Raw genomic sequence first — 23007 nt, 5'->3', positions numbered from 1 at the left:
CAATGTTATCCTTTGAGCGTATTCATTTCATCCACCTGAACTGTTGTACGATTACGATATAAAGCAATTAAAATAGCGAGTCCTACCGCCGCTTCCGCTGCCGCTACAGCCATCGTAAACAGTGAGAAAATTTGACCTGTTAAATTCGGAAATAAGCCTAATTTACTAAACGCCACTAAGTTTAAATTGGCAGCATTCAGCATTAATTCGATACAAACTAATACGATTACTGTATTCCGCTTTGTTAAAGCTCCAAATAGACCGATGCAAAACAAAATAATCGCAAGTGTTAAATATGCAGAAGCTGGAACGCTACTCATTGGAATCCTCCTCTTTCTCATCCTTTTTCGCAAGTACAATCGCGCCAACGAGTGCTACAAGTAAAATAACTGAAGTTAGTTCAAATGGGATAATATATTTTGAATAGAGAAGCGTACCGATTTGAAGTGTGTTGTTTTCATGGAGAGGTAAACTTCCTTGTGTGCTTTCATTTGCAAAATCAACATTATTAACAGCGAAATACATAACCGCTCCAAATGCTACAACTGCAAAGAAGATAATCCATTTTCGAAGAGTAAGACGCGATTCATTTTCCGCGTTATGTTTCGTTAACATAATGCCGAAAATCATAATAATTGTGATTGCACCAGAGTAAAGTAAAATTTGTGCAACGCCTATAAATTCAGCTGATAAAAGAAAATACAAACCTGCAATGCTGAGAAATGTCAGAACGAGAGCTAGCATCATGTGCATAACTTTCGTTAAGTTCAACATAAGAACACCGCCGATAATTGCAGACAAGGATAGTATAAAGAATGCTACAAACTCGCCATTCATGCCTTGTTCTCCTTCCTGACGTTTTCGTCGTTTTCGTCAAGCCACTGCAAATTTTTAAATAAGTCATCACGTGAATATTCCGCGAGTTCAAAGTTATTTGTCATGACAATTGCCTCTGTCGGACAAACTTCTGTACATAAATCACAAAGAATACAAATTTCAAAATTAATATCATACGTGTCGATAATTTTTCCTTTTTTCGTAGGATCCGGATGTTTCTTTCCTGTTAACTGAATACAGTCTGTCGGACAAATGTTAGAGCACTGATTACAAACAATACATTTCTCCGGATAAAATTTTTGAATTCCACGAAAACGGTCTGGCAACGGCAACGGTTGATTTGGATAATCATACGTTACCTTCTTCTTGCTCAAATTACTTAATGTATATTTTAATCCTTTAAATAGTCCTTTCATCTCTTACTGGCACCCCCCTCATAGATTAGAAGAATAACTCCTTAATCAATGCCGTTAAGAAAATATTCGCAAGTGCAATTGGCAATAATACTTTCCAGCCAAACTCCATTAACTGGTCACCTCTTATACGCGGAAACGTAACGCGGAACCAAATTAATAGAAAGACTACACTGCTAAATTTCAAAGCAAACCATACAGCTCCTGGGATAAATCCAAGGAACATAACTGGATTCCATCCACCTAAAAAGAGCACTGTAATTAAAGATGCCATCCCGAAGAAATATACGTACTCTGAAAGCATGAAAAACGCCCAGCGAAAACCTGAGTATTCCGTATGATATCCAGAAACAAGTTCTGACTCCGCTTCTGGCAAATCGAATGGCGTTCTATTTAACTCTGCAACTGCTGCGATTAAGAAAACGACGAAGCCAATTGGCTGTACGAAAATGTACCAAACCTTCTCCTGCGCCGCTACAATCTCATTTAAATTCAGACTACCAGCTAGCAAAACGATACCAATTACACTCATTACGAGCGGAATCTCATAAGAAATCATTTGCGCCGCCGCACGCATCCCTCCTAAAAGGGAATATTTATTATTCGATGCCCATCCTCCAGTTACAACACCTATCGTCGTAATACCGGAAACAGCAATATAATAAAGTAGCCCGACTCCAATATCTGCAAATTGAAATTTATCAGTGAACGGGATAACTGCAAGCACCATAAATGCTGGTGCAAATGCAATGACAGGCGCTAATATAAACAGCGGTTTATCTGCTGCTTTTGGAATACTATCTTCTTTCAATAATAGTTTTAAAACATCAGCTACCGTTTGCAGTAAACCGAATCGGCCTCCAACCTGGTTTGGTCCAATCCGCCCTTGCATAAACCCCATCACTTTCCGTTCTGCCAAAATTCCATATGTAACGAAGCCAAGGACTGCAAATAGCAGAAGTACCGCTAATCCGAAAAAAATGAAGAAATTCTTCCAGCTTGAAGGTGATTGTAAGAGCGTCTCAATCATTAGCCATCAACCTCCCCAAGTACAATATCAACTCCACCTAAAATCGTAATTAAATTAGCGATGTTTTCACCTTTCAATAACTTCGGTAAAATTTGCAAGTTATAAAAAGATGGCCTACGAAACTTCAAACGGTACGGCTCTTTCTTTCCGTCACTAGCGATATAACACCCAATCTCTCCGCGCGGCGATTCGATACGTACGAACGCTTCTCCCTTAGGTGCCTTAATAATTTTCGGTACTTTTGCCAGCACAGCTCCATCTTTCGGGAACTGCTGAACCGCCTGCTCAACAATCTTTAAAGACTCCTCGATTTCTTGCATTCGGCAAACGTAGCGATCCCAAGCATCTCCCACGCTTCCAACAGGAATATCAAAATCAAAACGATCATAAATCGAATACGGCTCATCTTTGCGAAGATCCCAGTTTACTCCAGTGCACCGCAAATTTGCTCCGCTTAAAGAATACGAGATCGCTTCTTCCGCGCTATATATACCAACGCCTTTCACACGATTTAAGAAAATCTCATTACCGCTAACAAGATCATGATAACCTGCCAGTTGCTCTCTCATATACGGAACAAACTCTTCCACCTTTTCAATCCAACCATCTGGCGCATCCCACTTCACACCGCCAACTCTCATATAGTTAAAAGTAAGCCGTGCCCCGCATAATTCATTTAATAAATTTATAATCATCTCTCGTTCACGAAACGCGTACAAAAACGGGCTGACCGCTCCTATATCAAGAAGATTCGTCCCCCACCAAACGAGATGGCTCGCAATTCTTCCTAGCTCCATCGCAAGTACTCGCAAGTATTCGGCACGCTCTGGAATTTCAAGCCCCATCATCGTCTCTACAGCATGGCAAATGACGTAATTATTCGTCATAGCTGATAAATAGTCCATTCGATCTGTATAAGGGATAATTTGCGTATACTGTAAGCTCTCAGCGATCTTTTCGGTCCCGCGATGCAAATACCCAATAACAGGTGTAGCTTCTTTAATAAGTTCCCCGTCAATCTTAATTACGAGCCTGAACACACCATGTGTACTCGGATGCTGAGGTCCTACATTCAAAAGCATCTCTTCCGTACGGATCATAGCTACACCTCCACATCATACGGTTCATAGTCTTTTCTAAGCGGATATCCTACCCAATCCTCTGGCATTAAAATACGCGTTAAATTCGGATGCCCTTTAAATACAATGCCGAGCAAATCGTATGCTTCTCGCTCCGGCCAGTCGGCCCCTTTCCAAAGCGCTGTCACAGATTCGACTTGCGGCGCTTCCCGGTCTAGCTTTACCTTCACCGCTACCGATTGTTTCTTACTATATGAAAACAAATGAACATACACTTCCATATGTGTCACAAAATCCGTCGCATGTAGCTCTGACATATAATCAAAAGCAAGTCCCTCATGGAATCGCAGTAACTCCATCACTTCATAATACTTTTCGGGATCCACCACAAGAGTTGGCACATCCTTTGACAGTTTATTAATGTAGGAATCTACTAATGCACCCTCTCCTAACTTCTCCCTAATAGCCTCAACATACTGATTTAAATACGGCTGATTTACGGACGGTTCTTCCTGCTTCGGCTCATCCTCTTTCTTACCTTCAGCCCCCTTTGTCTTCGCTCTTGCAGCCGCTGCTGCTTTTGCTTTTGCCGCTGCAATTGCCTTTGCCTTTTCATCTCCCGAATCCCCATCACCTTGCGAGGCTTTCTGCTTCGCCAATGCTGCCGCTTTTGCCTTGGCCGCTGCCACCGCCTTCGCCTTGGCCTTCGCTTTTTCTTCTTCCGCTACTTCTTCTGTCCCTTCTCTTTTCTGTTTCGCTAACGCTGCCGCTTTTGCTTTTGCAGCTGCTGCTGCCTTCGCCTTGGCTTTCGCTTTTTCTTCTTCCGTTACTTCTTCTGTTCCTTCTCTTTTTTGCTTCGCTAACGCTGCCGCTTTTGCTTTTGCAGCTGCTGCTGCACGTCGTTTTGCTTCTTCTATAGTAATATCATCGTTTTTTGGTAGCGCTTTCTCTTTTTCTTGATCTTCTTCCTCAAGCTTACTTATTTCCGCCTCGTGTTTCGCTACAAGGCGTTTTCTCGCTTCTTCTTTTGCACGCCTAGCTGCTTCTTTTTTCAACTCCTCTAAATCTTTATTTGGATTACTCATTTATTCGTCACCTGCTTCCCGGTCTTTGCTTCGTAACGAATTTTTTCTTTCAATTTATTAATTCCATAAATTAAAGCAGCTGGATTCGGGGGACAACCAGGAATATACACATCAACTGGTACGATTTGGTCTACACCTTTCACAACAGCATATGAATTTACATACGGACCACCTGCTGTCGCACAAGATCCCATCGCAATAACCCATTTCGGTTCGGGCATTTGATCATATAAGCGCCGAACAATAGGAGCCATCTTCTTCGTTACCGTTCCCGATACAATCATGACGTCCGATTGCCTTGGTGAAGTTCGAAAAAATGACCCAAATCGATCTAAATCATAATGTGATGAGCCTACCCCCATCATTTCAATTGCACAGCACGCCAGTCCGAATGTCATCGGCCATAAAGAGTTGCTCCTCGCCCATCCTTTCAACTGTTCCAATGTAGAAAAAAAGATATTTCGTTCTAATTCTGCTCGCTCATTTGGATGTAATTCCTCAAAATTTATAACCATTGTAACACCTTCTTTTTCCAAGCATACGCTAATCCAACTAGCAACATTACAACAAAGATGAGCATTTCAATTAATGCAAATAAACCTAGCTTGTCATACGCAACAGCCCAAGGATATAAAAATAAAGTTTCTACATCAAAGATCACAAACAATAAAGCGAAAATATAATAACGCGCATGAAACCGAATATTTGCATCATGAAAAGGCTCAATTCCACTCTCATACGTCGTCGCCTTTGCTGCACTTGGTTTATTTGGGCGCAGCATCCTTCCTAATGTAAGAGCCACTACCGGCAGCAATATACCTAATAGCAAGAAAATCAAAACGATCATATAACTATTTTCATATACACTTGCCATTGTGAAACCCTCCCCCCTAAATTAAGAACAAGTTCACATAGTAAACAATATGTCCTAGTTGCAGTAATTATTATTTTTAAATTTTTCTAAATAATGCAACTATTCTAATCATTATAGCAAACTTCAAATTCCTATGTCGATATGTTGGGAGGCAGAAACAAGAATTATTAAAATCTATCTTTACAACTTGCTATAATTGTGCAAAATAAATATAAAACTTATATATGCTTTTCAAGAAACCGTAGGTGATATAAATGAAAAAACAAACACATGTAAGTATTCTTATAAGCATTGTATTGCTGTCCATAACGATTCACTACGTAGCGATGCCTTTTCTATATGAATACTCATTTCCTTTTCAGCTATTAATCGGAATGAGTACCCTATTAATTGATATTATCGCTTGTAGTTATATACTTTATTTTTCAAACATGAAAGAAGGGCTATCTCGTTTATTTTGGATCATATTATCTGTTGGAGCTCTCTCTTATTTTATCGGTGATATAGTCGTTGCCTATCAGCGTTTAATTGTAAAAGACTTCTATACGTTCGTTGATCCATCTGACTTTTTTTACTTACTTTTTTTAGTTAGTTTTACGTTTGCCTTTCTATACGAAATCATTTATAACCGAGATTTATTAGAAAAACTTTTTATGCTATGTGATATTTGTATTATCGTTACAGCCCAATTTACTTTAAGTTACTACTTACTTATTGAACGAACTATTCACATCTTTACAACATCCTATATCGACATATTTGTTCAACTTACCTATCCAATGGCTGATTTACTCTTTCTCTTAATAGGAATCAACCTTTTATTCAAACCACTATCCTTATTACCTAAAAAGGTCGGTGCACTTCTTGGCAGTGCTTTAATTTTATATGCTACTACAGATGCGATTTATGCTTATATAAAATACTTCATACCAGAGTATTCTATGTTTACAGTTACTCCTTTCTATCAAGTAACCTTAGTGTTAGTAGCAATCGCCTGTATTCTCCATACAAAAGAGCCTGAAAAACAAGAACAAGTACTACTAACACCTAAAATTGGTGAATCAATCCGATTATCATTACCGTATATTTCGGTAGTAATGCTTATTGTTTTTATATTAGTTGAATACGTTTTTGCGCCTATTATAGTAATCGGACTTATAATAACTTTCTCTTTCGTTCTCATACGTCATAGCTTAGTTCGAAAACAAAATAAAATATTATTGTTTGCTCAAATGCAATTCAACTCAGAACTCGAGAAACAAATTAAACTACGTACAGAAGATTTAGTAGAACAGAAAAATGAACTCTATCATAATCAACAAATGTTTAAATCTTTATACGAGCATCATCCAGATCCAATCTTCACATTAGATTTGTACGGTAATTTTCTCAAAGTAAATAACGCTGGCACTACTTTACTCGGTTATCAAACGAATGAATTATTAAACCAGCCTTACTATTCACTCATATACGAAGAAGATTTAGAAGAAATGATTAACGCCTTTCATCGCGTGAAAAAGGGGTATTCTATCTCTTTAGAAATACGGGCTTACCATAAAAGCAGAGATATTTACTACTTGCACGTTACCGCCGTACCGATCTTTTTAAAGGAGAAAATTTCTGGGGTTTATTTAATGATTAAAGATATTACAGAAAGCAAACAACAACAAGAACAAATTAATTTCCTAGCATACCATGATACTTTAACAGAGCTTGCAAATCGACGTGCATTTCATCAACATTTAGAACAGGCAATTGCGCGAGCAAAAATATCGAAAAAGCCTTTTGCTGTTATGTTTCTCGACCTAGACCGTTTTAAAGTTATTAATGATACCCTCGGTCATCGAGTAGGAGACCTATTGCTCATCGCAGTAGCAAAAAGGCTCGAAAGAATAGCAACATCAAATATGAAACTCGCGCGGCTAGCTGGGGATGAGTTCACAATCCTTATCGAGAATTACAAAAAAAAGCCAGATGTCCAAAAAATAGCTGATAGGATTGTAACGGCCATGAATGAGCCATTTGAAATCGAAAATCAACATTTACAAATCTCACCGAGCATCGGAATTGCAATATATCCTGAAGCAGGTGAAGATGCGCTATCCATTTTGCAGCATGCTGATATGGCCATGTACGAAGCAAAGAATAAAGGAAAAAACGGTAGCTCTCTTTACACGAAAGAACTATATAAAAAAATGGAACGAAAAGCTCGAATTGAAAAAGATTTGCCAATCGCTTTAGTAAACAAAGAATTTTATCTCGTTTATCAACCACAAATTGATACGACAACAAATAAAATTATCGGCGCTGAAGCTTTAATACGTTGGAAACACCCACTATTAGGTGACATTTCACCATGTGAGTTTATTCCAATTGTAGAAGAGACGCCACAAGTAGTCCCACTTGGACATTGGGTATTACAAGAAGCTTGTCTCCAATTAAAAATATGGCATACCTTTGGCTACCAAAATTTAAAAATAAGTGTTAATCTATCCGCAAAAGAGTTCCGGCAAGATCAATTAATTGAAAGCATTTCACAAATATTAAACGACGTGCAAGTCGATCCAAAATATGTAACACTTGAGTTAACAGAAAGAATTGCAATGGTTGACGAGAAAGAAACGTTATTAAGACTGAAGCAATTAAAAGAATACGGTATCCAAACTTCCATTGATGACTTCGGTACTGGATACTCTTCTCTTGCTTATTTATCAATTTTTCCAATCGACACATTAAAAGTACCGAGAGAATTTACACAATTAGCTGATCATCGTCCTGAAGAACGAGCCATCGTTTCTACAATACTTTCCCTCGCAAATACTTTAAATCTTTCAGTCGTCGCCGAAGGAATTGAAACCGAAAAACAACTTAAGTTTCTGCAAAAACATAACTGTAAATATATGCAAGGTTACTATTTCAGTAAACCACTTACTAGTAATCAGTTTATAAAGTTTCTACAAAAAACCCCCAGTATGAACAAATAATTCATACCGGGGGTTTTTTAGTGCTAAATATTTTTCTCATAATATTCTTCTGCAATCTCTTCGTAAAAAGCTGCAGATGTCGTATAGAAATATGGAATTAACCATAAGAATCCAATCCCTAACGTAATACAACTTAATATAAACCAGCCAATAAAACTTAAACATAAAATGAAATACTCCATCTTATGTCCATCCATCATACGACGACTTTCTGTAATAGCTTGGTTCAGTGAATACTCAGGATGATCGTTTATAATAAAGTATGTCATCGCATAAGAAAATGATTTAATAATACCTGGAATAATGAACAATAACGTCCATAAGAAAAGATAAAGATTTACTAATAAATATAATAAAAATGATTTTAGAAATCTCTTTCCCTCTGAAAACCAAATGAATACATTACCGATACTAGCTTGCTTTTCACGAAGGATATTTAAACCAAGGTAATATCCACCTAAAGTTAACGGTCCAGTAACAAAAAATGTAAGAATATTCGTTGAAAGTGAACCATTTGTTTTTTGCCAACCGAAAATCAAAAAAAATCCCCAATCAACACTAAAACTAAAAGCCGTGATAAGAATTGAAATGAGTAGTGTAGCTCCAACAGCTAATCCCCATTTTCCTTCTAATGAATCTAGTGCTTCTCCTTTTAAATCACTAATCATGCGTAGCCTCGCCTCCTATACACAATAATTCTATTAGTATAGCATGTTCCTATTGAAATTCACCTTTTGAAATATAGCGATAAAAGTGTGCTGTCGTCGTACTCATATACGGACTAAGCCAAAGAAATCCTATTCCAAAAGTAAGAAGCGCTAAAATAGCCCATCCTATGAAGCTCAGCCATAAAAGAAACAAATCTAACTTATGACCCTTCATAAGATTCTTACTTTCCTTCATCGCCTGCGAAACACTATATTCTGGATTTTCAATCATCACATAGTACGTCAGTGCATAAGAAAAATACATCACAATCATACCAACGATTGAAATAGCTAGTAGTACACAGATAGCAATAGCAAACGACGCATTTCCTTCTTCACCAAAAAATGCAAATAAGGCTACTAACAATATCGGAATCCATGTACCTGTATATAATAAAATTGCAAGCATTGCCCATATTGTTTTCATCATTCTTTTAAAGCCACGAAATCCTTCGAATAAGTAATCTACTTTAGCATCTTCTCGTTTACTAATCTGTAAAAATACATTTGTATAACCGTATGATGTAATCCCATAGGATGCACTACTCAAAATTATCATAATGCAATAAAAAATCCCGAATGTAACACTTGCTCCATTTGATATTGTTTGCCCTTCAAGTGAACCTACTAAACCAGCAAATAAGAGAAATATAATAATTCCTGGAATTAATAGTATAAGCATTGCAGCCATCGAAACAACATAACTTAAAATAAAATATAAAATTGTTGATCCAACACCTAGTCCCCATTTTCCCTTTAAAGAGTACAATGCTTCTCGCTTCATTTCACCAATCATTGATTCATCCCCTTTATGAAATATAAATTGTTGTACACTTCTACTTATACAAGCATCAATATAATTATACCAGTTTTGTAAAATTATCCATAAAATACACAAAAAAAATCCGTAAAGGCAAAGCCCTTACGGATTTTTTTACTTCATATCGGAAACGTTCAAACGGTTCACAGCACGTTGTAATGCCATTTCTGCACGTTTAAAGTCAACATGTGCTTGTTTATCTTGCAGACGTTGCTCAGCGCGACGCTTCGCTTCATTTGCACGATGGATATCGATATGGTTTGCTTCTTCAGCAGATGATGATAATACAGTCACTTTATCTGGACGAACTTCGATAAAGCCACCGCTTACTGCTACATAATCAGTGTGTCCACCATTTTTCAGACGAACTGCACTAATTTTTAATGGTGCAACAGTTGGAATGTGACCTGGTAAAATCCCCATTTCCCCACTCTCTGCTTTTACACTTACCATTTCTACTTCTTTTTCGTAAACCGGTCCATCAGGAGTTACAATACTGACTGGAAATGTCTTCATACTTCGTCCCTCCTAAGGCCTTACGCCATCATTTTCTTCGCGTTTTCAATAACTTCTTCAATGCCACCTACTAAGCGGAATGCATCTTCTGGAAGGTCATCATATTTTCCTTCTAGAATTTCTTTGAAACCACTAACTGTATTCTTTACAGGTACGTAAGAACCTTTTTGACCTGTAAACTGCTCAGCTACGTGGAAGTTTTGAGATAAGAAGAATTGAATACGACGAGCACGATGTACAACTAACTTATCTTCTTCAGATAACTCATCCATACCTAAGATAGCGATGATATCTTGAAGTTCTTTATAACGTTGTAAAGTTTGCTGTACTTGACGAGCTACTTCATAATGTTCTTCTCCTACGATTTCTGGAGAAAGTGCACGAGATGTAGATGCTAATGGATCTACGGCTGGGTAAATACCCATTTGCGTTAAACGACGCTCTAAGTTTGTTGTTGCATCTAAGTGAGCGAACGTTGTAGCTGGTGCTGGGTCAGTATAGTCATCGGCTGGTACATATACCGCTTGGATAGACGTGATAGACCCTTTATTTGTAGATGTAATACGCTCTTGTAATTGACCCATTTCTGTTGCAAGTGTTGGTTGGTAACCTACCGCAGATGGCATACGACCAAGAAGGGCAGATACTTCAGAACCCGCTTGCGTGAAACGGAAGATGTTATCGATGAACAGAAGTACGTCTTGTCCTTGCTCATCACGGAAATGCTCAGCCATTGTTAAACCTGTTAATGCAACACGTTGACGTGCTCCAGGTGGCTCGTTCATTTGTCCAAATACCATCGCAGTTTTCTTGATTACGCCAGAATCGCTCATTTCGTGGTATAAGTCATTACCCTCACGAGTACGCTCACCTACACCAGCGAATACAGAGATACCACCGTGCTCTTGTGCGATGTTGTTAATTAATTCCTGAATTAATACTGTTTTACCTACGCCGGCACCACCGAATAGGCCGATCTTACCACCCTTAATGTAAGGAGCAAGTAAGTCTACTACTTTAATACCAGTTTCAAGAATTTCTACTTTAGTAGATAATTCTTCGAATGCAGGTGCTTGACGGTGAATTGGATCACGATGTACATCTGCAGGAACCTCACCATCTAAGTCAATTGCATCACCTAATACGTTAAATACGCGACCAAGTGTTACATCACCAACTGGTACAGAGATTGGTTTACCAGTATCTTCTACTTCTGTGCCACGAACAAGTCCATCTGTGGAAGACATTGCAACTGTACGAACTGTATCATCACCTAAATGAAGTGCAACTTCAAATGTTAAGTTAATACTTCCGTTTTCGTTGCTTTGTTTTACCGTAAGGGCGTTGTAGATTTCTGGTAGCTTTCCGCCATCAAACTTAACGTCTACAACCGGACCCATGATTTGCGTAACGCGCCCTTTATTCATCGGGTTCCCTCCTAGCTTTCTTTTAATTAGCCAACTTTCTACGAGCAGCTAGCTTTTAATTTTTTATTGGTTTATAGCTTACGCGACTCTTTTGACAGAGCCGCTTCCGCTTTTTATTGAATCTAGCTCCAGCGGTTAGAATGTTCGGTGGCTTCGCTTTTTCCTACGAGGCACAAATCGCCTCTACGTCAAAAGCTCCATCCCCCTCTCATTCTGAACGAACCGCTTCCGCCTTTTAATACTATTCTAACGCTGCTGCTCCACCAACGATTTCCGTAATTTCTTGCGTAATCGCTGCCTGACGCGCACGGTTGAATGAAAGTGTAAGTGAATCGATAACTTCCATTGCGTTGTCTGTAGCACTCTTCATTGCTGTCATACGCGCTGCGTGTTCACTTGCTTTACCGTCTAGTAATGCACCGTACACTAAGCTTTCTGCGTATTGTGGCAATAGTACTTTTAAAATTTCTTCTTCAGAAGGTTCGAATTCATAAGCTGTCGTCGGTTTGTCAGACGCCACATCAGTAAGCGGTAAAATTTTATTTTCCGTTACCTCTTGTGAAATTTTACTTACGTAATGGTTGTAGTAAATGTACAGCTCATCATAAGCACCATCTGCGAACATCGCAATTGCTCGAGAAGCAAGGTCTTTAATATCAGTAAATGATGGGTGGTCAGATAGTCCAACTACTTCATCAATGATGTTAAAGCCGCGACGTTTTAAATAATCACGTCCTAGTCGTCCAAGCACAATAATTGAATATTGGTTTGAATCCATATTATGACGTTCACGAATTACGTTACTTACTGTACGTAATACGTTACTGTTATAACCACCTGCTAGTCCGCGATCAGATGTAATAACGATGTATCCTGTACGCTTTACAGGACGCGCATTTAGCATCGGATGATTAATTCCTTTACTTCCTTGCGCAATGCTCGCTACTACTTCTTGAATCTTTTCCATATACGGAACGAAAGATTTAGCATTTTGCTCTGCACGGTTTAACTTAGATGCAGATACCATCTCCATCGCTTTCGTAATTTGACTCGTTTTCTTTGTCGAGTTAATCTTCGCTTTTATATCGCGTAAAGATGCCACAGGTTTTCACCACCTTTTTTCCGGAAGTTGGCACGATTAGTAAGAATCCTCTTCCTAATCTACGTTGCAAGATATTCTTGCTCATGATTGAAGGAAAAGAATAGGTGCACCTACTCTTTTCCTTTACATAACCGTCAGCAATCTCAGAAATTGAGATGCCTTTATATATACTATCTAGCTGCAGCGGCTTAAACGAGCCGCTTCTGCTTTTATTATTCAGAAGCTACGAATACTTTTTTAAATCCATTAATTGCTGCTGCAAATTTGTCGTCATCCGCAAGTTTCTTAGTTGTGCGGATTTCTTCTAATAAGTCAGTCGCATTAGAATCTAACCAAGCATGGAATTCTTCTTCGAAACGAGTGATATCTACTACTGGGATATCATCTAGGAATCCACGTGTTAAAGCGTAAAGAATGATAACTTGTTTCTCTACACGTAATGGTTTGTGTAATCCTTGTTTTAATACCTCAACAGTACGAGCACCACGGTTTAATTTCGCTTGAGTTGCTTTATCAAGGTCAGAACCGAACTGAGCGAACGCTTCTAACTCACGGTAAGATGCAAGGTCAAGACGAAGTGTACCTGATACTTTACTCATTGCTTTAATCTGAGCAGATCCACCTACACGAGATACAGAAGTACCCGCATCGATCGCTGGACGTACGCCAGAGAAGAATAGGTCAGATTGTAAGAAGATTTGTCCATCCGTAATAGAAATTACGTTTGTTGGGATGTATGCTGATACGTCCCCTGCTTGTGTTTCGATGAAAGGTAGTGCAGTTAAAGAACCGCCGCCTTTTGCATCACTTAATTTTGCTGCACGCTCTAATAAGCGAGAATGTAAGTAGAATACATCCCCTGGGTAAGCTTCACGACCTGGAGGACGACGTAATAGTAATGACAGCTCACGGTAAGCCGCTGCTTGTTTTGATAAGTCATCATATACTACTAATACGTGTTTACCATTGTACATGAACTCTTCACCCATTGTTACACCAGCGTAAGGAGCTAGGTATAATAATGGAGCTGGTTGAGAAGCAGATGCAGTTACAACGATTGTGTACTCTAATGCACCGTGCTTACGTAGTGTTTCTACTACGTTACGTACAGTTGATTCTTTTTGTCCAATTGCTACATAGATACAAATCATATCTTCATCTTTTTGGTTAATGATTGTATCAAGTGCAACCGCTGTTTTACCAGTTTGACGGTCACCGATGATTAACTCACGTTGACCACGGCCAATTGGTACAAGAGCATCGATCGCTTTAATACCTGTTTGAAGTGGCTCATGAACAGATTTACGATCCATTACACCTGGTGCTGGACTTTCAATTGGACGAGTGTTTGTTGTATTGATTGGGCCTAAACCATCAACTGGTTGACCTAATGGGTTTACAACACGACCAATTAGTTCTTTTCCTACCGGTACTTGCATGATGCGACCAGTACGACGAACTTCGTCACCTTCACGAATTTCTGTGTAAGGTCCTAAAATGATAATACCTACGTTATTTTCCTCTAAGTTTTGTGCTAGTCCCATAACGCCGTTAGAGAACTCTACAAGTTCACCAGCCATAACGTTATCAAGACCATGAGCACGCGCGATACCGTCACCAACTTGGATAACTGTACCAACATCACTAACTTCGATTTCAGACTGATAGTTCTCGATTTGTTGCTTTATCAGTGCGCTAATTTCTTCAGCTCTGATGCTCATGTGCTTCACCCCTATCTATTCTTCATTAATTCACGCTGAATACGTGCTAATTTTCCTTGTAAACTTCCATCATAAATGCGATTTCCAATACGTACTTTAATGCCGCCTAGTAAATCTTCATCTACAACATTTTTCACGCGAATTGCATCTTTTCCTGTTCTCTTCGCAAATGCTTCTGCAATGTTAAGCTTCTCTTCTTCTGATAGAAGACGAGTAGAATATACAGTTGCGTCCGCTACGTTACGTTCTTCATTAGCAAGAACAACATATTCATCTGCAATTTCAGGTAAGATATCAATGCGTTTGTTATCAATTAAAATATATAACGTATTTAAAATAGATTCAGAAACAGATCCGAATACGTTTGCAAGAAACGTTTTCTTTTGTTCCTTTGAAATGTTCGGTTGCGTTAAAAAGCTATGTAGTTCTCCGTTCTTTACATAAACGTTTTGTACAAGGCGTAATTCCTCTTCAAACATTTCTAATACGTGTTTTTCTTTAGCAATTTTAAAAAGAGCGACAGCATAACGTTTTGCTACAATCCCATTGCTCATCGCGCTTCTCCTACTTCTTTAATATAATCGCGAATTAACTTCACTTGATCTTCTTCTTTTAATTCTTTTTCAATTACTTTAGAAGCAATTTGAACAGATAAAGAAGCAACTTGTTCTTGTAAAGCAGCAATTGCTTGCTCTTTTTCGCGTTGAATTTCTTGTACAGCAGATGCTTTAATTGATTCTGCTTCTTCTTTCGCAGCAGCAACAATAACATCTTTTTGATCTACAGCTTGCTTTTTCGCTCTTTCGATTAACTCTTGTGCTTCAACACGTGATTGTTTTAACATTTCACGTTGTTCTTCTACTAACTTCTTCGCCTCAGCATTACTTCTTTCTGCAGCGTCGATTTCATTAGTAACATGCTCTTCACGTTCTTTCATAATTCCCATTAAAGGACCCCACGCAAATTTGCGTAGCATTACTAATAGAAGTAAGAAAATGAACAATGTATAAGCAATCGTTCCAAATGGAATGGCAGCACCTAATAATAAAGTTGGCACAAGGATTCACTCCCTTCAAAATATCTAAATTGATCATATGAAAAAAAAAGACATACGTTTCATTCATAAAGCAATGGCGAAGAAAGTTCGGAAAAACACTCTTCGCCATCTATGTAAGGGGAGTCTCCCTTATTTGTTCATTACGATGAAAGCAATAACTACACCGATGATTGGAAGTGCCTCAACTAAAGCAACCCCGATGAACATAATTGTTTGAAGTGCGCCTTTTAGTTCTGGTTGACGAGCAACACCTTCGATTGTACGTGATACGATAAGACCGTTACCAATACCTGCACCTAATGCTGATAAACCAATTGCAATTGCAGCTGCGATTACACCTAAACTCATTTAATTTGTCCTCCTTTGTATTATAAAAAAATAAATTTTTTCTTACTTAAATTATATTAATGGTCATGGCTTACTTTATGAGCCATATAAACCATCGTTAACATTACGAAAATAAATGCCTGGATTGAACCAACGAATACACTGAATCCCATCCACGCTAACATAGGTACAAGTGCACCTAATGCGCCAAGGAATGATGCTCCGCCCAACTTAGCAAGTAATCCTAATAAGATCTCACCTGCATAAATGTTACCAAATAAACGAAGACCTAACGTTAATGTGTTAGCAAACTCCTCAATAACCTTTAATGGGAATAAGAATTTCATAGGTTGGAAATAACCTTTTACGTACTCTTTCGTACCCTTCATCTTAATTCCATAATAATGGGTGAGGGTAACTACCATCACGGCTAATGTTAATGTAACTGCTGGATCAGACGTTGGTGATCTCCACCATGCAATATGTTCGCCAGCTTCAGTTGCTGAATACATGAATGGTAAACCAAGGAAGTTCGATACGATGATAAACATGATAAGCGTAACGCCAAGCGTTAAGAAACGTCCACCTGTTTTCCAGTCCATCGTACTATTGATAATCCCTTTCACGAAGTCAAACACCCATTCCATGAAGTTTTGCATCCCGGTTGGGCGAAGAGCTAAGCTGCGAGTTCCGATAACAGCGATTAAGAAAACAATAACTGCTGCTACAGTAACCATCATAACTGATGACAAATCGAACGTTAAACCTAGAAATTCAACTAATTTACCGTGTTCCACTAGTAATTCACCTCTCTTCCCTGCTCTTATACTCTAAATAAAGAAAATCTATGATCATGACAAGGTATCCTGTCAGCAATCCTACACCTAGGCCCCACATCGCGATTAACTCTTGATATTTGGCTGCAAATAAAATTAATAACCCAATCGTGGCGAATCTTGAATATGTACTTACCGCTGTTGCCTTGAACTTCACGTTTTCTCCATTTGTTACGCGATCTAGCAGCTTGTCTGTTCTACGTGCAATGATGCGCAAACTAAGAAAACTGAAAATCGTCCCGATAATCAGTCCAAGAAATACATCCTTGTAAGAGGTAAATCCCCATCCTAGCACTAGAAGCGCAAGCAAGTAGTACATATATTTCTTTTGTCTTTGGACAAGTCCATGTACGTCTATCATCATTGCTCTCCCGAATAGTAATGTCGAATGAGTCGAATCATTGCGTATACCCCTGTTCCTAGTCCGAGTAATAACCCTATAATAAGAAACAACGGAAACGTTCCAACCTTATTATCAATCCACTGCCCACCAAAGATTCCAACAAGAATAGAACCGACTAATTGAGCAAGAATACCTGACATTAAAGCATAAGCTTTTATATGGCTGCGATCGTTTTTTTGCAAGGATTCATCCCTCCAATATGTAACCCTCATTCACGATGTGTTAATAATAACTCATTTTTTTGCATAAATCCTATACAAAACAAAAAGTTTACATTTTCGTCACGGAATAGATGTAATTTTGTCACTGAAAGCCCTACCATCTATCCCCGTTGTTAGCATACAATAGGGTATTAACAGTGTCAACGAGAAATCGTAAAAAATCTAAAAATTTGAGTATTAGGCATTTCCTCCCAAAAATGAAAACGTTCCCCTTCTAAATACTGGTTACATATATGCAATTTCTAACAGTTTTCTCTTTATAATAGAAGGAAATGTTCACAAGTTTGTCACTATTATATTTTCGAGATATAACGCTTTTCTTCCATAATATAGTGTTCCTCAGACGTAAGACTTCTATATTATATGTGAGTTGTATGCAACTTATGTTGTATATACGATGTATATTTATCCTCTCCCCCTCCCCTACTTGCTTACAACAAAAAAGACGAGCTGGGGAATCTCCCCTGCTCGTCAGTTGTCTTACTTCGTTCCGAATAAACGGTCACCAGCATCACCAAGACCTGGTACTACATATCCGTGGTCATTTAATTTCTCATCTAATGCTGCTACATAAATATCAACATCAGGATGTTCTTCTTGTACTACTTTTACCCCTTCTGGAGCTGCAACGATACACATTAATTTAATTTGTTTCGCACCGCGCTTTTTCAGAGAGTTAATTGCTTCAGCCGCAGAACCACCTGTTGCTAGCATCGGATCTAGTACGATAAAGTCACGCTCTTCTACATCCGTTGGAAGTTTCACATAGTATTCTACCGGTTGCAATGTTTTAGGGTCACGGTATAAACCAACGTGTCCTACTTTTGCTGCTGGAATTAATTTCAGAATTCCATCAACCATTCCTAAACCTGCACGTAAAATCGGAATTAAACCAAGTTTTTTACCAGCGATCACTTTTGTTGTCGCTTTGCTTACAGGTGTTTCAATTTCAATGTCCTTAAGTGGAAGGTCGCGAGTAATTTCGAAAGCCATTAAACTTGCTACTTCGTCCACTAATTCACGAAAATCTTTCGTACCTGTATTCTTATCGCGAATATATGTAATCTTATGTTGAATTAACGGGTGATCAAATACATACAGTTTTCCCATGTGAATCTCTCCTTTAGATGATATTCATGCGTTTGCACGCTTTTTTACACTATTTACGATTGTAAAGAAAACGCTACTAATATTCAAGGGCAAATTTGGCAAAATCATGATTTTACGATGAATCTATCTAGTATCTTTACCAATTATGGGAGCTGTATCCTTCATTATATCGCCAAAATTTATTCATCATTTGTATACATACTTTAAAAATAATATATGTCCACAAAAAAGACCGCCAAAACAATTAAGTCTCGGCAGTCTTCTTCAATCTATTATAGATTTGGATACATTGTGAATTTGCTAGTTAACGCTTCTACACGCTTACGTACTTCTTCTAATGCAACTTCATTTTCATGATTTTTTAATGTATAAGCAATAAGTGACGCAATTTCATCCATTTCTTCTAAACCGAAACCACGAGATGTTACAGCTGCTGTACCGATACGTACACCACTTGTTACAAATGGGCTTGCTGTTTCAAATGGAATTGTATTTTTGTTCACTGTAATACCAACTTCATCTAATACGTGCTCTGCTACTTTACCTGTGATTTCTAAGTTACGAACATCAATCAAGATTAAGTGATTGTCTGTTCCGCCAGAAACAAGTGTAAGTCCTTCTTTTTGAAGACCTTCAGCTAAGCGGTTCGCATTGTTAATGATATTTTGTGCATATGTTTTGAAATCATCTTGAAGTGCTTCACCAAATGCAACAGCTTTTGCAGCGATTACGTGCATAAGTGGACCACCTTGAATACCAGGGAAGATTGATTTATCAATTTGTTTTGCAAATTGCTCTTCACATAAAATCATACCACCACGCGGACCACGTAACGTTTTATGTGTTGTCGTTGTAACGAAATGTGCATGTGGTACTGGATTTGGGTGTAAACCAGCAGCTACTAAACCAGCGATATGTGCCATATCAACCATTAAATAAGCGCCCACTTCATCTGCAATCTCACGGAATCGCTTGAAATCGATAACACGAGGGTATGCACTTGCACCTGCAACGATTAATTTTGGTTTATGTTCTTTCGCTTTTGCTAATACATCATCGTAATTAATACGGTGAGAGTCAGCATCCACGCCATATTCTACGAAATTATATTGTACTCCACTGAAGTTAACAGGGCTTCCGTGTGTTAAGTGACCACCATGAGATAAGTTCATACCAAGTACTGTATCGCCTTGCTCTAAAATCGTAAAGTATACTGCCATGTTCGCTTGTGCACCAGAGTGTGGTTGAACATTTACGTGCTCTGCGCCGAAAATTTCTTTCACGCGATCACGTGCGATATCTTCTACTACGTCTACGTGTTCACAGCCACCATAGTAACGTTTTCCAGGATATCCTTCAGCATACTTATTCGTTAAAACAGAACCTTGTGCCTCCATTACTGCTTCACTTACGAAGTTTTCCGAAGCAATTAACTCAATCTTTGAACGCTGTCTTCCTAGTTCTGCCTCAATTGCAGCAAATACCTTTTCATCTTGACGTTTTAAATGATCCACCAAAATCCCCCTTTTCTGAACGAATTACATCGATTCCCAACAGTTTTTTCTTATTTATTCAGAAAAAACGAAAATTCAGGTTGTAATTCTTTCGAACCTTCATGTTTTCAACTACATTCTAACATGACTTTCTATATCATAAAAGAAAAAAAAGACCGAAAATCGGTCTTTTCTTTCTTCTATTATAAAGTCAGACAACATACCTTTTATCTTATGATAAACAGTTACTATATGACTTCCTAATTTCTCATATTTAACGGCAAGTGGTAGTCTCTTCCACTGCCGCATAGACAGCACGCGCTCCACCAATTAGTTTTCCACGTGTTTTGGCCATCGTTACATGCGCACTTCCAATTGCCTTCACACTTGTACGAACCGGAACAGCTACATGCTTTAAATGCATACCGATAAATGTATCACCAATATCCATTCCTGCATCAGCTTTAATAAACTCAACTACTACCGGATCTTTCAAATTGTGATACGCGTATGTCCCCAATGCACCACCTGCTGATCTAACAGGCGTAACTGTTACAATTTCAAATTGATATTTTATCGCTACTTCTCTCTCAACTACTAAAGCACGGTTTAAATGCTCACAACATTGAAACGCTAATTCAATACCTGTTTGCTCTTGAAATTGTTTTAACTCAGAGAAAATCGCCTCTGCTACTTCCATCGTTCCTGATGTTCCAATTCTTTCGCCTAGCACTTCGCTCGTGCTACAACCCACTACAAAAATTTGACCGCTTTGTAATGAAGCTTGTTCTTGGAAATCAGAAAGCGACATTTGTAGCTGTTCTCTTACCTTTACGATTTCTGTCATTACGCCTCTTCCTTTCACAGGTTGGTTCACCAAATTATATTTCACACTACTGATAGTTAGAATCTATTACTTTGTTTCGTATGTTTTAATTTTTCCTACGCGGTTTTCGTGACGACCACCTTCATAGTCAGTTGTTAACCAGATTTTCGCGATATCACGCGCTAGACCAGCACCAATTACACGCTCGCCCATCGCTAGCATGTTAGTGTCATTATGCTCTCTCGTTGCTTTCGCGCTGAAAGTATCATGAACTAACGCACAACGGATACCATTTACTTTGTTTGCTGCGATTGACATACCAATGCCTGTCCCACAAACTAAAATACCACGATCCACTTCACCATTCGCTACCATTTCAGCTGCTGGAAACGCAAAGTCAGGGTAATCAACAGAACCAGCTTCACATTCACAACCTAAATCAATATATTCAATATTTAACTCTTCTAATAAACTTACAAGTTCTTTGCGGATATTCATACCGCCGTGATCAGATGCTATTACTACTTTCATTTTTACCCCTCCAAATTTTCAATCAATTATCTTCATTTCACACTCGCTACCTCACATAGGAAGAAGTGATCTCCAATATCGTATTATACACGAAACATCAACCTACTGAATGTTTTTTCAGTAAAGTTTGTACAAGTTTTTCCATCTCATCTAACGTTTCTTTATAAATAGAAAGCGAGCCTCCAAATGGATCTGAAATGTCCTTGCCTATACCTTCAGTTAATCCATATAACGTATTTAATTTCTTTTCAACGCTCGGATAATGCCCAAGTACAATTTGCTTATGGTTTTCTGTCATCGTTACGACAATATCAGCCCAATCAAGCAAAGTTTCATTTACTTGCTGCGCCGCATGATCAATTAAAATTCCTTTTTCAGCTAAAGCTTCCTTCGCATGTACCGATGCATCGCTCCCAGGATAGGCGAAAACACCAGCAGATTGCACTTCAAACTTATCTCCTCCGTGATGACGAAGCAACGCCTCAGCCATTGGACTACGACATGTATTGCCAGTACAAACAAATAACACTCGTTTCATTCAAACCCACCCCTATATTCGAGTTCTTACCATTCATCATAACTTACATTAGAATAGAACAAAAGAAATGTGAATATACAAAAGGCGCATTTCTCTTATATTTTTTCTAAGAAAAATGCGCCTTATCCACATATATGTGAAACCCTATTTCCAAGTGCCTAGAGTATTTTAACATACATGCTGAACATGCAACAAAAATAAGGAATCCATTTCATACGAAACGGATTCCTCTTATATTGCAATTATTTCATTGTAACTTTCATTACTTCTGTTGAACCTTTTGTAGCTGCTACGCCTACAGTTGTCTTAATAGACTCAGCTGCATCTGTGTTTGTAATAACAATTGGAGTAATTGTGCTTTTCGCTTTTTCACGGATTAATTCTAAGTCGAATGAGATTAATTTATCTCCAGCTTTTACAGCTTGGCCTTCAGAAACGTGAGCTTCGAAACCTTCGCCTTCCATTTTTACAGTTTCTAATCCAACGTGGATTAAAATTTCTGTACCGTTTTTCGCTTTAATTCCGATAGCATGTTTTGTGTGGAATAATTGTACGATTTCACCATCAACTGGAGATACAACTACACCTTCAGTAGGATCGATTGCAACACCGTCACCCATCATACGACCAGCAAATACTGGATCTGGTACTTCTTCAATATTTTTCACTGCTCCAGTTAATGGAGCTACGATTGTTTCTTCATTTGTTTTTGAACCAAGACCGAATAATTTTTTAAACATAGGATAGTCCTCCTTATAATTTACCTAAAAGTTTATAGGGCAATCCCTAGTAAAGCTCGGGATACATGTAAGACTTCATACTTCGAATATTATACTGTAAAAACGCTTTCGAAATAAATTACGTCATTACTAATAGACTCTTATTGTAGCGCTTCACAAAATTCCAGTCAATTCTGATTGTCTGAATAACAAATAGAAGTTAACTTCTATTTATATTTTCTCTTTTTTTGCCCAACTTGTCTAGAGGTCTTTACTACATTTTATTTTTTGTTGTTAATTTGTAAAATTTAATTCAAACTTTTTTCAAAATCCACTTGACTAAAGTAAGTA

28 protein-coding genes are annotated in these 23007 nt (G+C 38.2%); 1 reads left to right on the top strand and 27 read right to left on the bottom strand.

From position 1 onward, the window contains the following. Positions 1 to 5 precede the first annotated feature (5 nt). The 8 genes from nuoK to nuoA are packed head-to-tail and all read right to left on the bottom strand — an operon-like array spanning position 6 to position 5318. Positions 6 to 320: an NADH-quinone oxidoreductase subunit NuoK gene (gene nuoK / locus ACTFRY_RS24130; protein ID WP_098616151.1), complete on the bottom strand. Its 315-nt coding sequence runs from the start codon at positions 318 to 320 to the stop codon at positions 6 to 8. Further along, on the bottom strand, positions 313 to 837 hold the full coding sequence (locus ACTFRY_RS24125; RefSeq protein ID WP_001012814.1) for an NADH-quinone oxidoreductase subunit J: 525 nt from the start codon (positions 835 to 837) through the stop codon (positions 313 to 315). Before ACTFRY_RS24125 ends, nuoK begins: the two co-directional genes overlap by 8 nt. Next, positions 834 to 1253, bottom strand: a complete 420-nt coding sequence (gene nuoI, locus ACTFRY_RS24120; RefSeq protein ID WP_000677191.1) for an NADH-quinone oxidoreductase subunit NuoI — start codon at positions 1251 to 1253, stop codon at positions 834 to 836. Before nuoI ends, ACTFRY_RS24125 begins: the two co-directional genes overlap by 4 nt. Before the next feature lie 25 nt (positions 1254 to 1278). Then, positions 1279 to 2280: an NADH-quinone oxidoreductase subunit NuoH gene (nuoH, locus tag ACTFRY_RS24115; RefSeq protein WP_000573419.1), complete on the bottom strand. Its 1002-nt coding sequence runs from the start codon at positions 2278 to 2280 to the stop codon at positions 1279 to 1281. Beyond that, positions 2280 to 3380 carry an NADH-quinone oxidoreductase subunit NuoD gene (gene nuoD, locus ACTFRY_RS24110; protein ID WP_000621464.1) on the bottom strand — a complete coding sequence of 367 codons (1101 nt, stop codon included), beginning with the start codon at positions 3378 to 3380 and terminating at the stop codon, positions 2280 to 2282. The genes nuoH and nuoD overlap by 1 nt, the downstream gene beginning before the upstream one ends. A 2-nt stretch (positions 3381 to 3382) precedes the next feature. Next, positions 3383 to 4444 (bottom strand): NADH-quinone oxidoreductase subunit C, encoded by a 1062-nt coding sequence (locus ACTFRY_RS24105; protein ID WP_440032423.1) that lies wholly within the window; start codon positions 4442 to 4444, stop codon positions 3383 to 3385. After that, a complete protein-coding gene (gene nuoB, locus ACTFRY_RS24100) occupies positions 4441 to 4959 on the bottom strand; it encodes an NADH-quinone oxidoreductase subunit NuoB (RefSeq protein ID WP_000236331.1) in 519 nt (172 codons plus the stop codon). The genes ACTFRY_RS24105 and nuoB overlap by 4 nt, the downstream gene beginning before the upstream one ends. Then, positions 4950 to 5318 carry an NADH-quinone oxidoreductase subunit NuoA gene (gene nuoA, locus ACTFRY_RS24095; RefSeq protein WP_000179273.1) on the bottom strand — a complete coding sequence of 123 codons (369 nt, stop codon included), beginning with the start codon at positions 5316 to 5318 and terminating at the stop codon, positions 4950 to 4952. The genes nuoB and nuoA overlap by 10 nt, the downstream gene beginning before the upstream one ends. A gap of 254 nt (positions 5319 to 5572) precedes the next feature. Here nuoA and ACTFRY_RS24090 point away from each other — a divergent pair, with 254 nt between their 5' ends. Further along, positions 5573 to 8302: an EAL domain-containing protein gene (locus ACTFRY_RS24090; protein WP_000744993.1), complete on the top strand. Its 2730-nt coding sequence runs from the start codon at positions 5573 to 5575 to the stop codon at positions 8300 to 8302. A gap of 23 nt (positions 8303 to 8325) precedes the next feature. On the opposite strand, the gene ACTFRY_RS24085 is transcribed toward ACTFRY_RS24090, so the two are convergent. From ACTFRY_RS24085 to ACTFRY_RS23995, 19 genes are all read right to left on the bottom strand, one after another. Beyond that, the gene (locus ACTFRY_RS24085; RefSeq protein ID WP_000622461.1) at positions 8326 to 8970 is read right to left on the bottom strand and encodes a DUF975 family protein; all 645 of its coding nucleotides are present in this window, start codon (positions 8968 to 8970) and stop codon (positions 8326 to 8328) included. Between the two features lie 49 nt (positions 8971 to 9019). Beyond that, on the bottom strand, positions 9020 to 9907 hold the full coding sequence (locus ACTFRY_RS24080; protein WP_016118944.1) for a DUF975 family protein: 888 nt from the start codon (positions 9905 to 9907) through the stop codon (positions 9020 to 9022). Positions 9908 to 9943: 36 nt separating this feature from the next. Next, positions 9944 to 10345, bottom strand: a complete 402-nt coding sequence (gene atpC / locus ACTFRY_RS24075) for a F0F1 ATP synthase subunit epsilon (protein ID WP_000847211.1) — start codon at positions 10343 to 10345, stop codon at positions 9944 to 9946. A 20-nt stretch (positions 10346 to 10365) separates the two neighbouring features. After that, entirely contained in the window at positions 10366 to 11772 is a 1407-nt protein-coding gene (atpD, locus tag ACTFRY_RS24070; RefSeq protein WP_001032593.1) for a F0F1 ATP synthase subunit beta, read from the bottom strand. Between the two features lie 241 nt (positions 11773 to 12013). After that, positions 12014 to 12874, bottom strand: coding sequence for a F0F1 ATP synthase subunit gamma (gene atpG / locus ACTFRY_RS24065; protein WP_000157696.1), 861 nt, complete (start codon positions 12872 to 12874; stop codon positions 12014 to 12016). A 212-nt stretch (positions 12875 to 13086) separates the two neighbouring features. Beyond that, complete coding sequence (gene atpA, locus ACTFRY_RS24060) at positions 13087 to 14595, bottom strand: F0F1 ATP synthase subunit alpha (RefSeq protein WP_000027518.1); 1509 nt, start codon at positions 14593 to 14595, stop codon at positions 13087 to 13089. An 11-nt stretch (positions 14596 to 14606) separates the two neighbouring features. Further along, positions 14607 to 15149: a F0F1 ATP synthase subunit delta gene (gene atpH / locus ACTFRY_RS24055; protein WP_000064683.1), complete on the bottom strand. Its 543-nt coding sequence runs from the start codon at positions 15147 to 15149 to the stop codon at positions 14607 to 14609. Further along, positions 15146 to 15652 (bottom strand): F0F1 ATP synthase subunit B, encoded by a 507-nt coding sequence (gene atpF / locus ACTFRY_RS24050; protein ID WP_001142618.1) that lies wholly within the window; start codon positions 15650 to 15652, stop codon positions 15146 to 15148. Before atpF ends, atpH begins: the two co-directional genes overlap by 4 nt. Positions 15653 to 15781: 129 nt before the next feature. After that, positions 15782 to 16000, bottom strand: coding sequence for a F0F1 ATP synthase subunit C (atpE, locus tag ACTFRY_RS24045; protein WP_000052064.1), 219 nt, complete (start codon positions 15998 to 16000; stop codon positions 15782 to 15784). A 56-nt stretch (positions 16001 to 16056) separates the two neighbouring features. Next, positions 16057 to 16776 carry a F0F1 ATP synthase subunit A gene (gene atpB / locus ACTFRY_RS24040; protein WP_000399870.1) on the bottom strand — a complete coding sequence of 240 codons (720 nt, stop codon included), beginning with the start codon at positions 16774 to 16776 and terminating at the stop codon, positions 16057 to 16059. Between the two features lie 7 nt (positions 16777 to 16783). Next, the gene (locus tag ACTFRY_RS24035) at positions 16784 to 17176 is read right to left on the bottom strand and encodes an ATP synthase subunit I (RefSeq protein WP_000567600.1); all 393 of its coding nucleotides are present in this window, start codon (positions 17174 to 17176) and stop codon (positions 16784 to 16786) included. After that, the gene (locus ACTFRY_RS24030) at positions 17176 to 17400 is read right to left on the bottom strand and encodes an AtpZ/AtpI family protein (RefSeq protein ID WP_001171223.1); all 225 of its coding nucleotides are present in this window, start codon (positions 17398 to 17400) and stop codon (positions 17176 to 17178) included. The genes ACTFRY_RS24035 and ACTFRY_RS24030 overlap by 1 nt, the downstream gene beginning before the upstream one ends. A gap of 26 nt (positions 17401 to 17426) precedes the next feature. Beyond that, positions 17427 to 17540, bottom strand: coding sequence for a DUF4024 domain-containing protein (locus ACTFRY_RS24025; protein WP_000232962.1), 114 nt, complete (start codon positions 17538 to 17540; stop codon positions 17427 to 17429). A 379-nt stretch (positions 17541 to 17919) separates the two neighbouring features. Continuing rightward, positions 17920 to 18549: a uracil phosphoribosyltransferase gene (gene upp, locus ACTFRY_RS24020; protein WP_000517539.1), complete on the bottom strand. Its 630-nt coding sequence runs from the start codon at positions 18547 to 18549 to the stop codon at positions 17920 to 17922. A gap of 272 nt (positions 18550 to 18821) precedes the next feature. Then, positions 18822 to 20063: a serine hydroxymethyltransferase gene (gene glyA / locus ACTFRY_RS24015; RefSeq protein WP_000349809.1), complete on the bottom strand. Its 1242-nt coding sequence runs from the start codon at positions 20061 to 20063 to the stop codon at positions 18822 to 18824. Positions 20064 to 20316: 253 nt separating this feature from the next. Beyond that, positions 20317 to 20889 carry a TIGR01440 family protein gene (locus ACTFRY_RS24010; RefSeq protein WP_000136376.1) on the bottom strand — a complete coding sequence of 191 codons (573 nt, stop codon included), beginning with the start codon at positions 20887 to 20889 and terminating at the stop codon, positions 20317 to 20319. Between the two features lie 66 nt (positions 20890 to 20955). Further along, the gene (gene rpiB / locus ACTFRY_RS24005; protein ID WP_000869542.1) at positions 20956 to 21399 is read right to left on the bottom strand and encodes a ribose 5-phosphate isomerase B; all 444 of its coding nucleotides are present in this window, start codon (positions 21397 to 21399) and stop codon (positions 20956 to 20958) included. A gap of 97 nt (positions 21400 to 21496) precedes the next feature. Continuing rightward, entirely contained in the window at positions 21497 to 21937 is a 441-nt protein-coding gene (locus ACTFRY_RS24000; protein ID WP_000832369.1) for a low molecular weight protein arginine phosphatase, read from the bottom strand. A gap of 242 nt (positions 21938 to 22179) precedes the next feature. Further along, positions 22180 to 22677 carry a PTS sugar transporter subunit IIA gene (locus tag ACTFRY_RS23995; RefSeq protein WP_000473665.1) on the bottom strand — a complete coding sequence of 166 codons (498 nt, stop codon included), beginning with the start codon at positions 22675 to 22677 and terminating at the stop codon, positions 22180 to 22182. Positions 22678 to 23007 lie beyond the last annotated feature (330 nt).

The sequence above is a fragment of the Bacillus cereus group sp. MYBK195-1 genome (assembly GCF_051916605.1).
GTDB lineage: Bacteria > Bacillota > Bacilli > Bacillales > Bacillaceae_G > Bacillus_A > Bacillus_A cereus.
The sequence above is the reverse complement of the archived record's forward strand: the minus strand, read 5'-3'. Positions and strand labels throughout refer to the sequence as shown.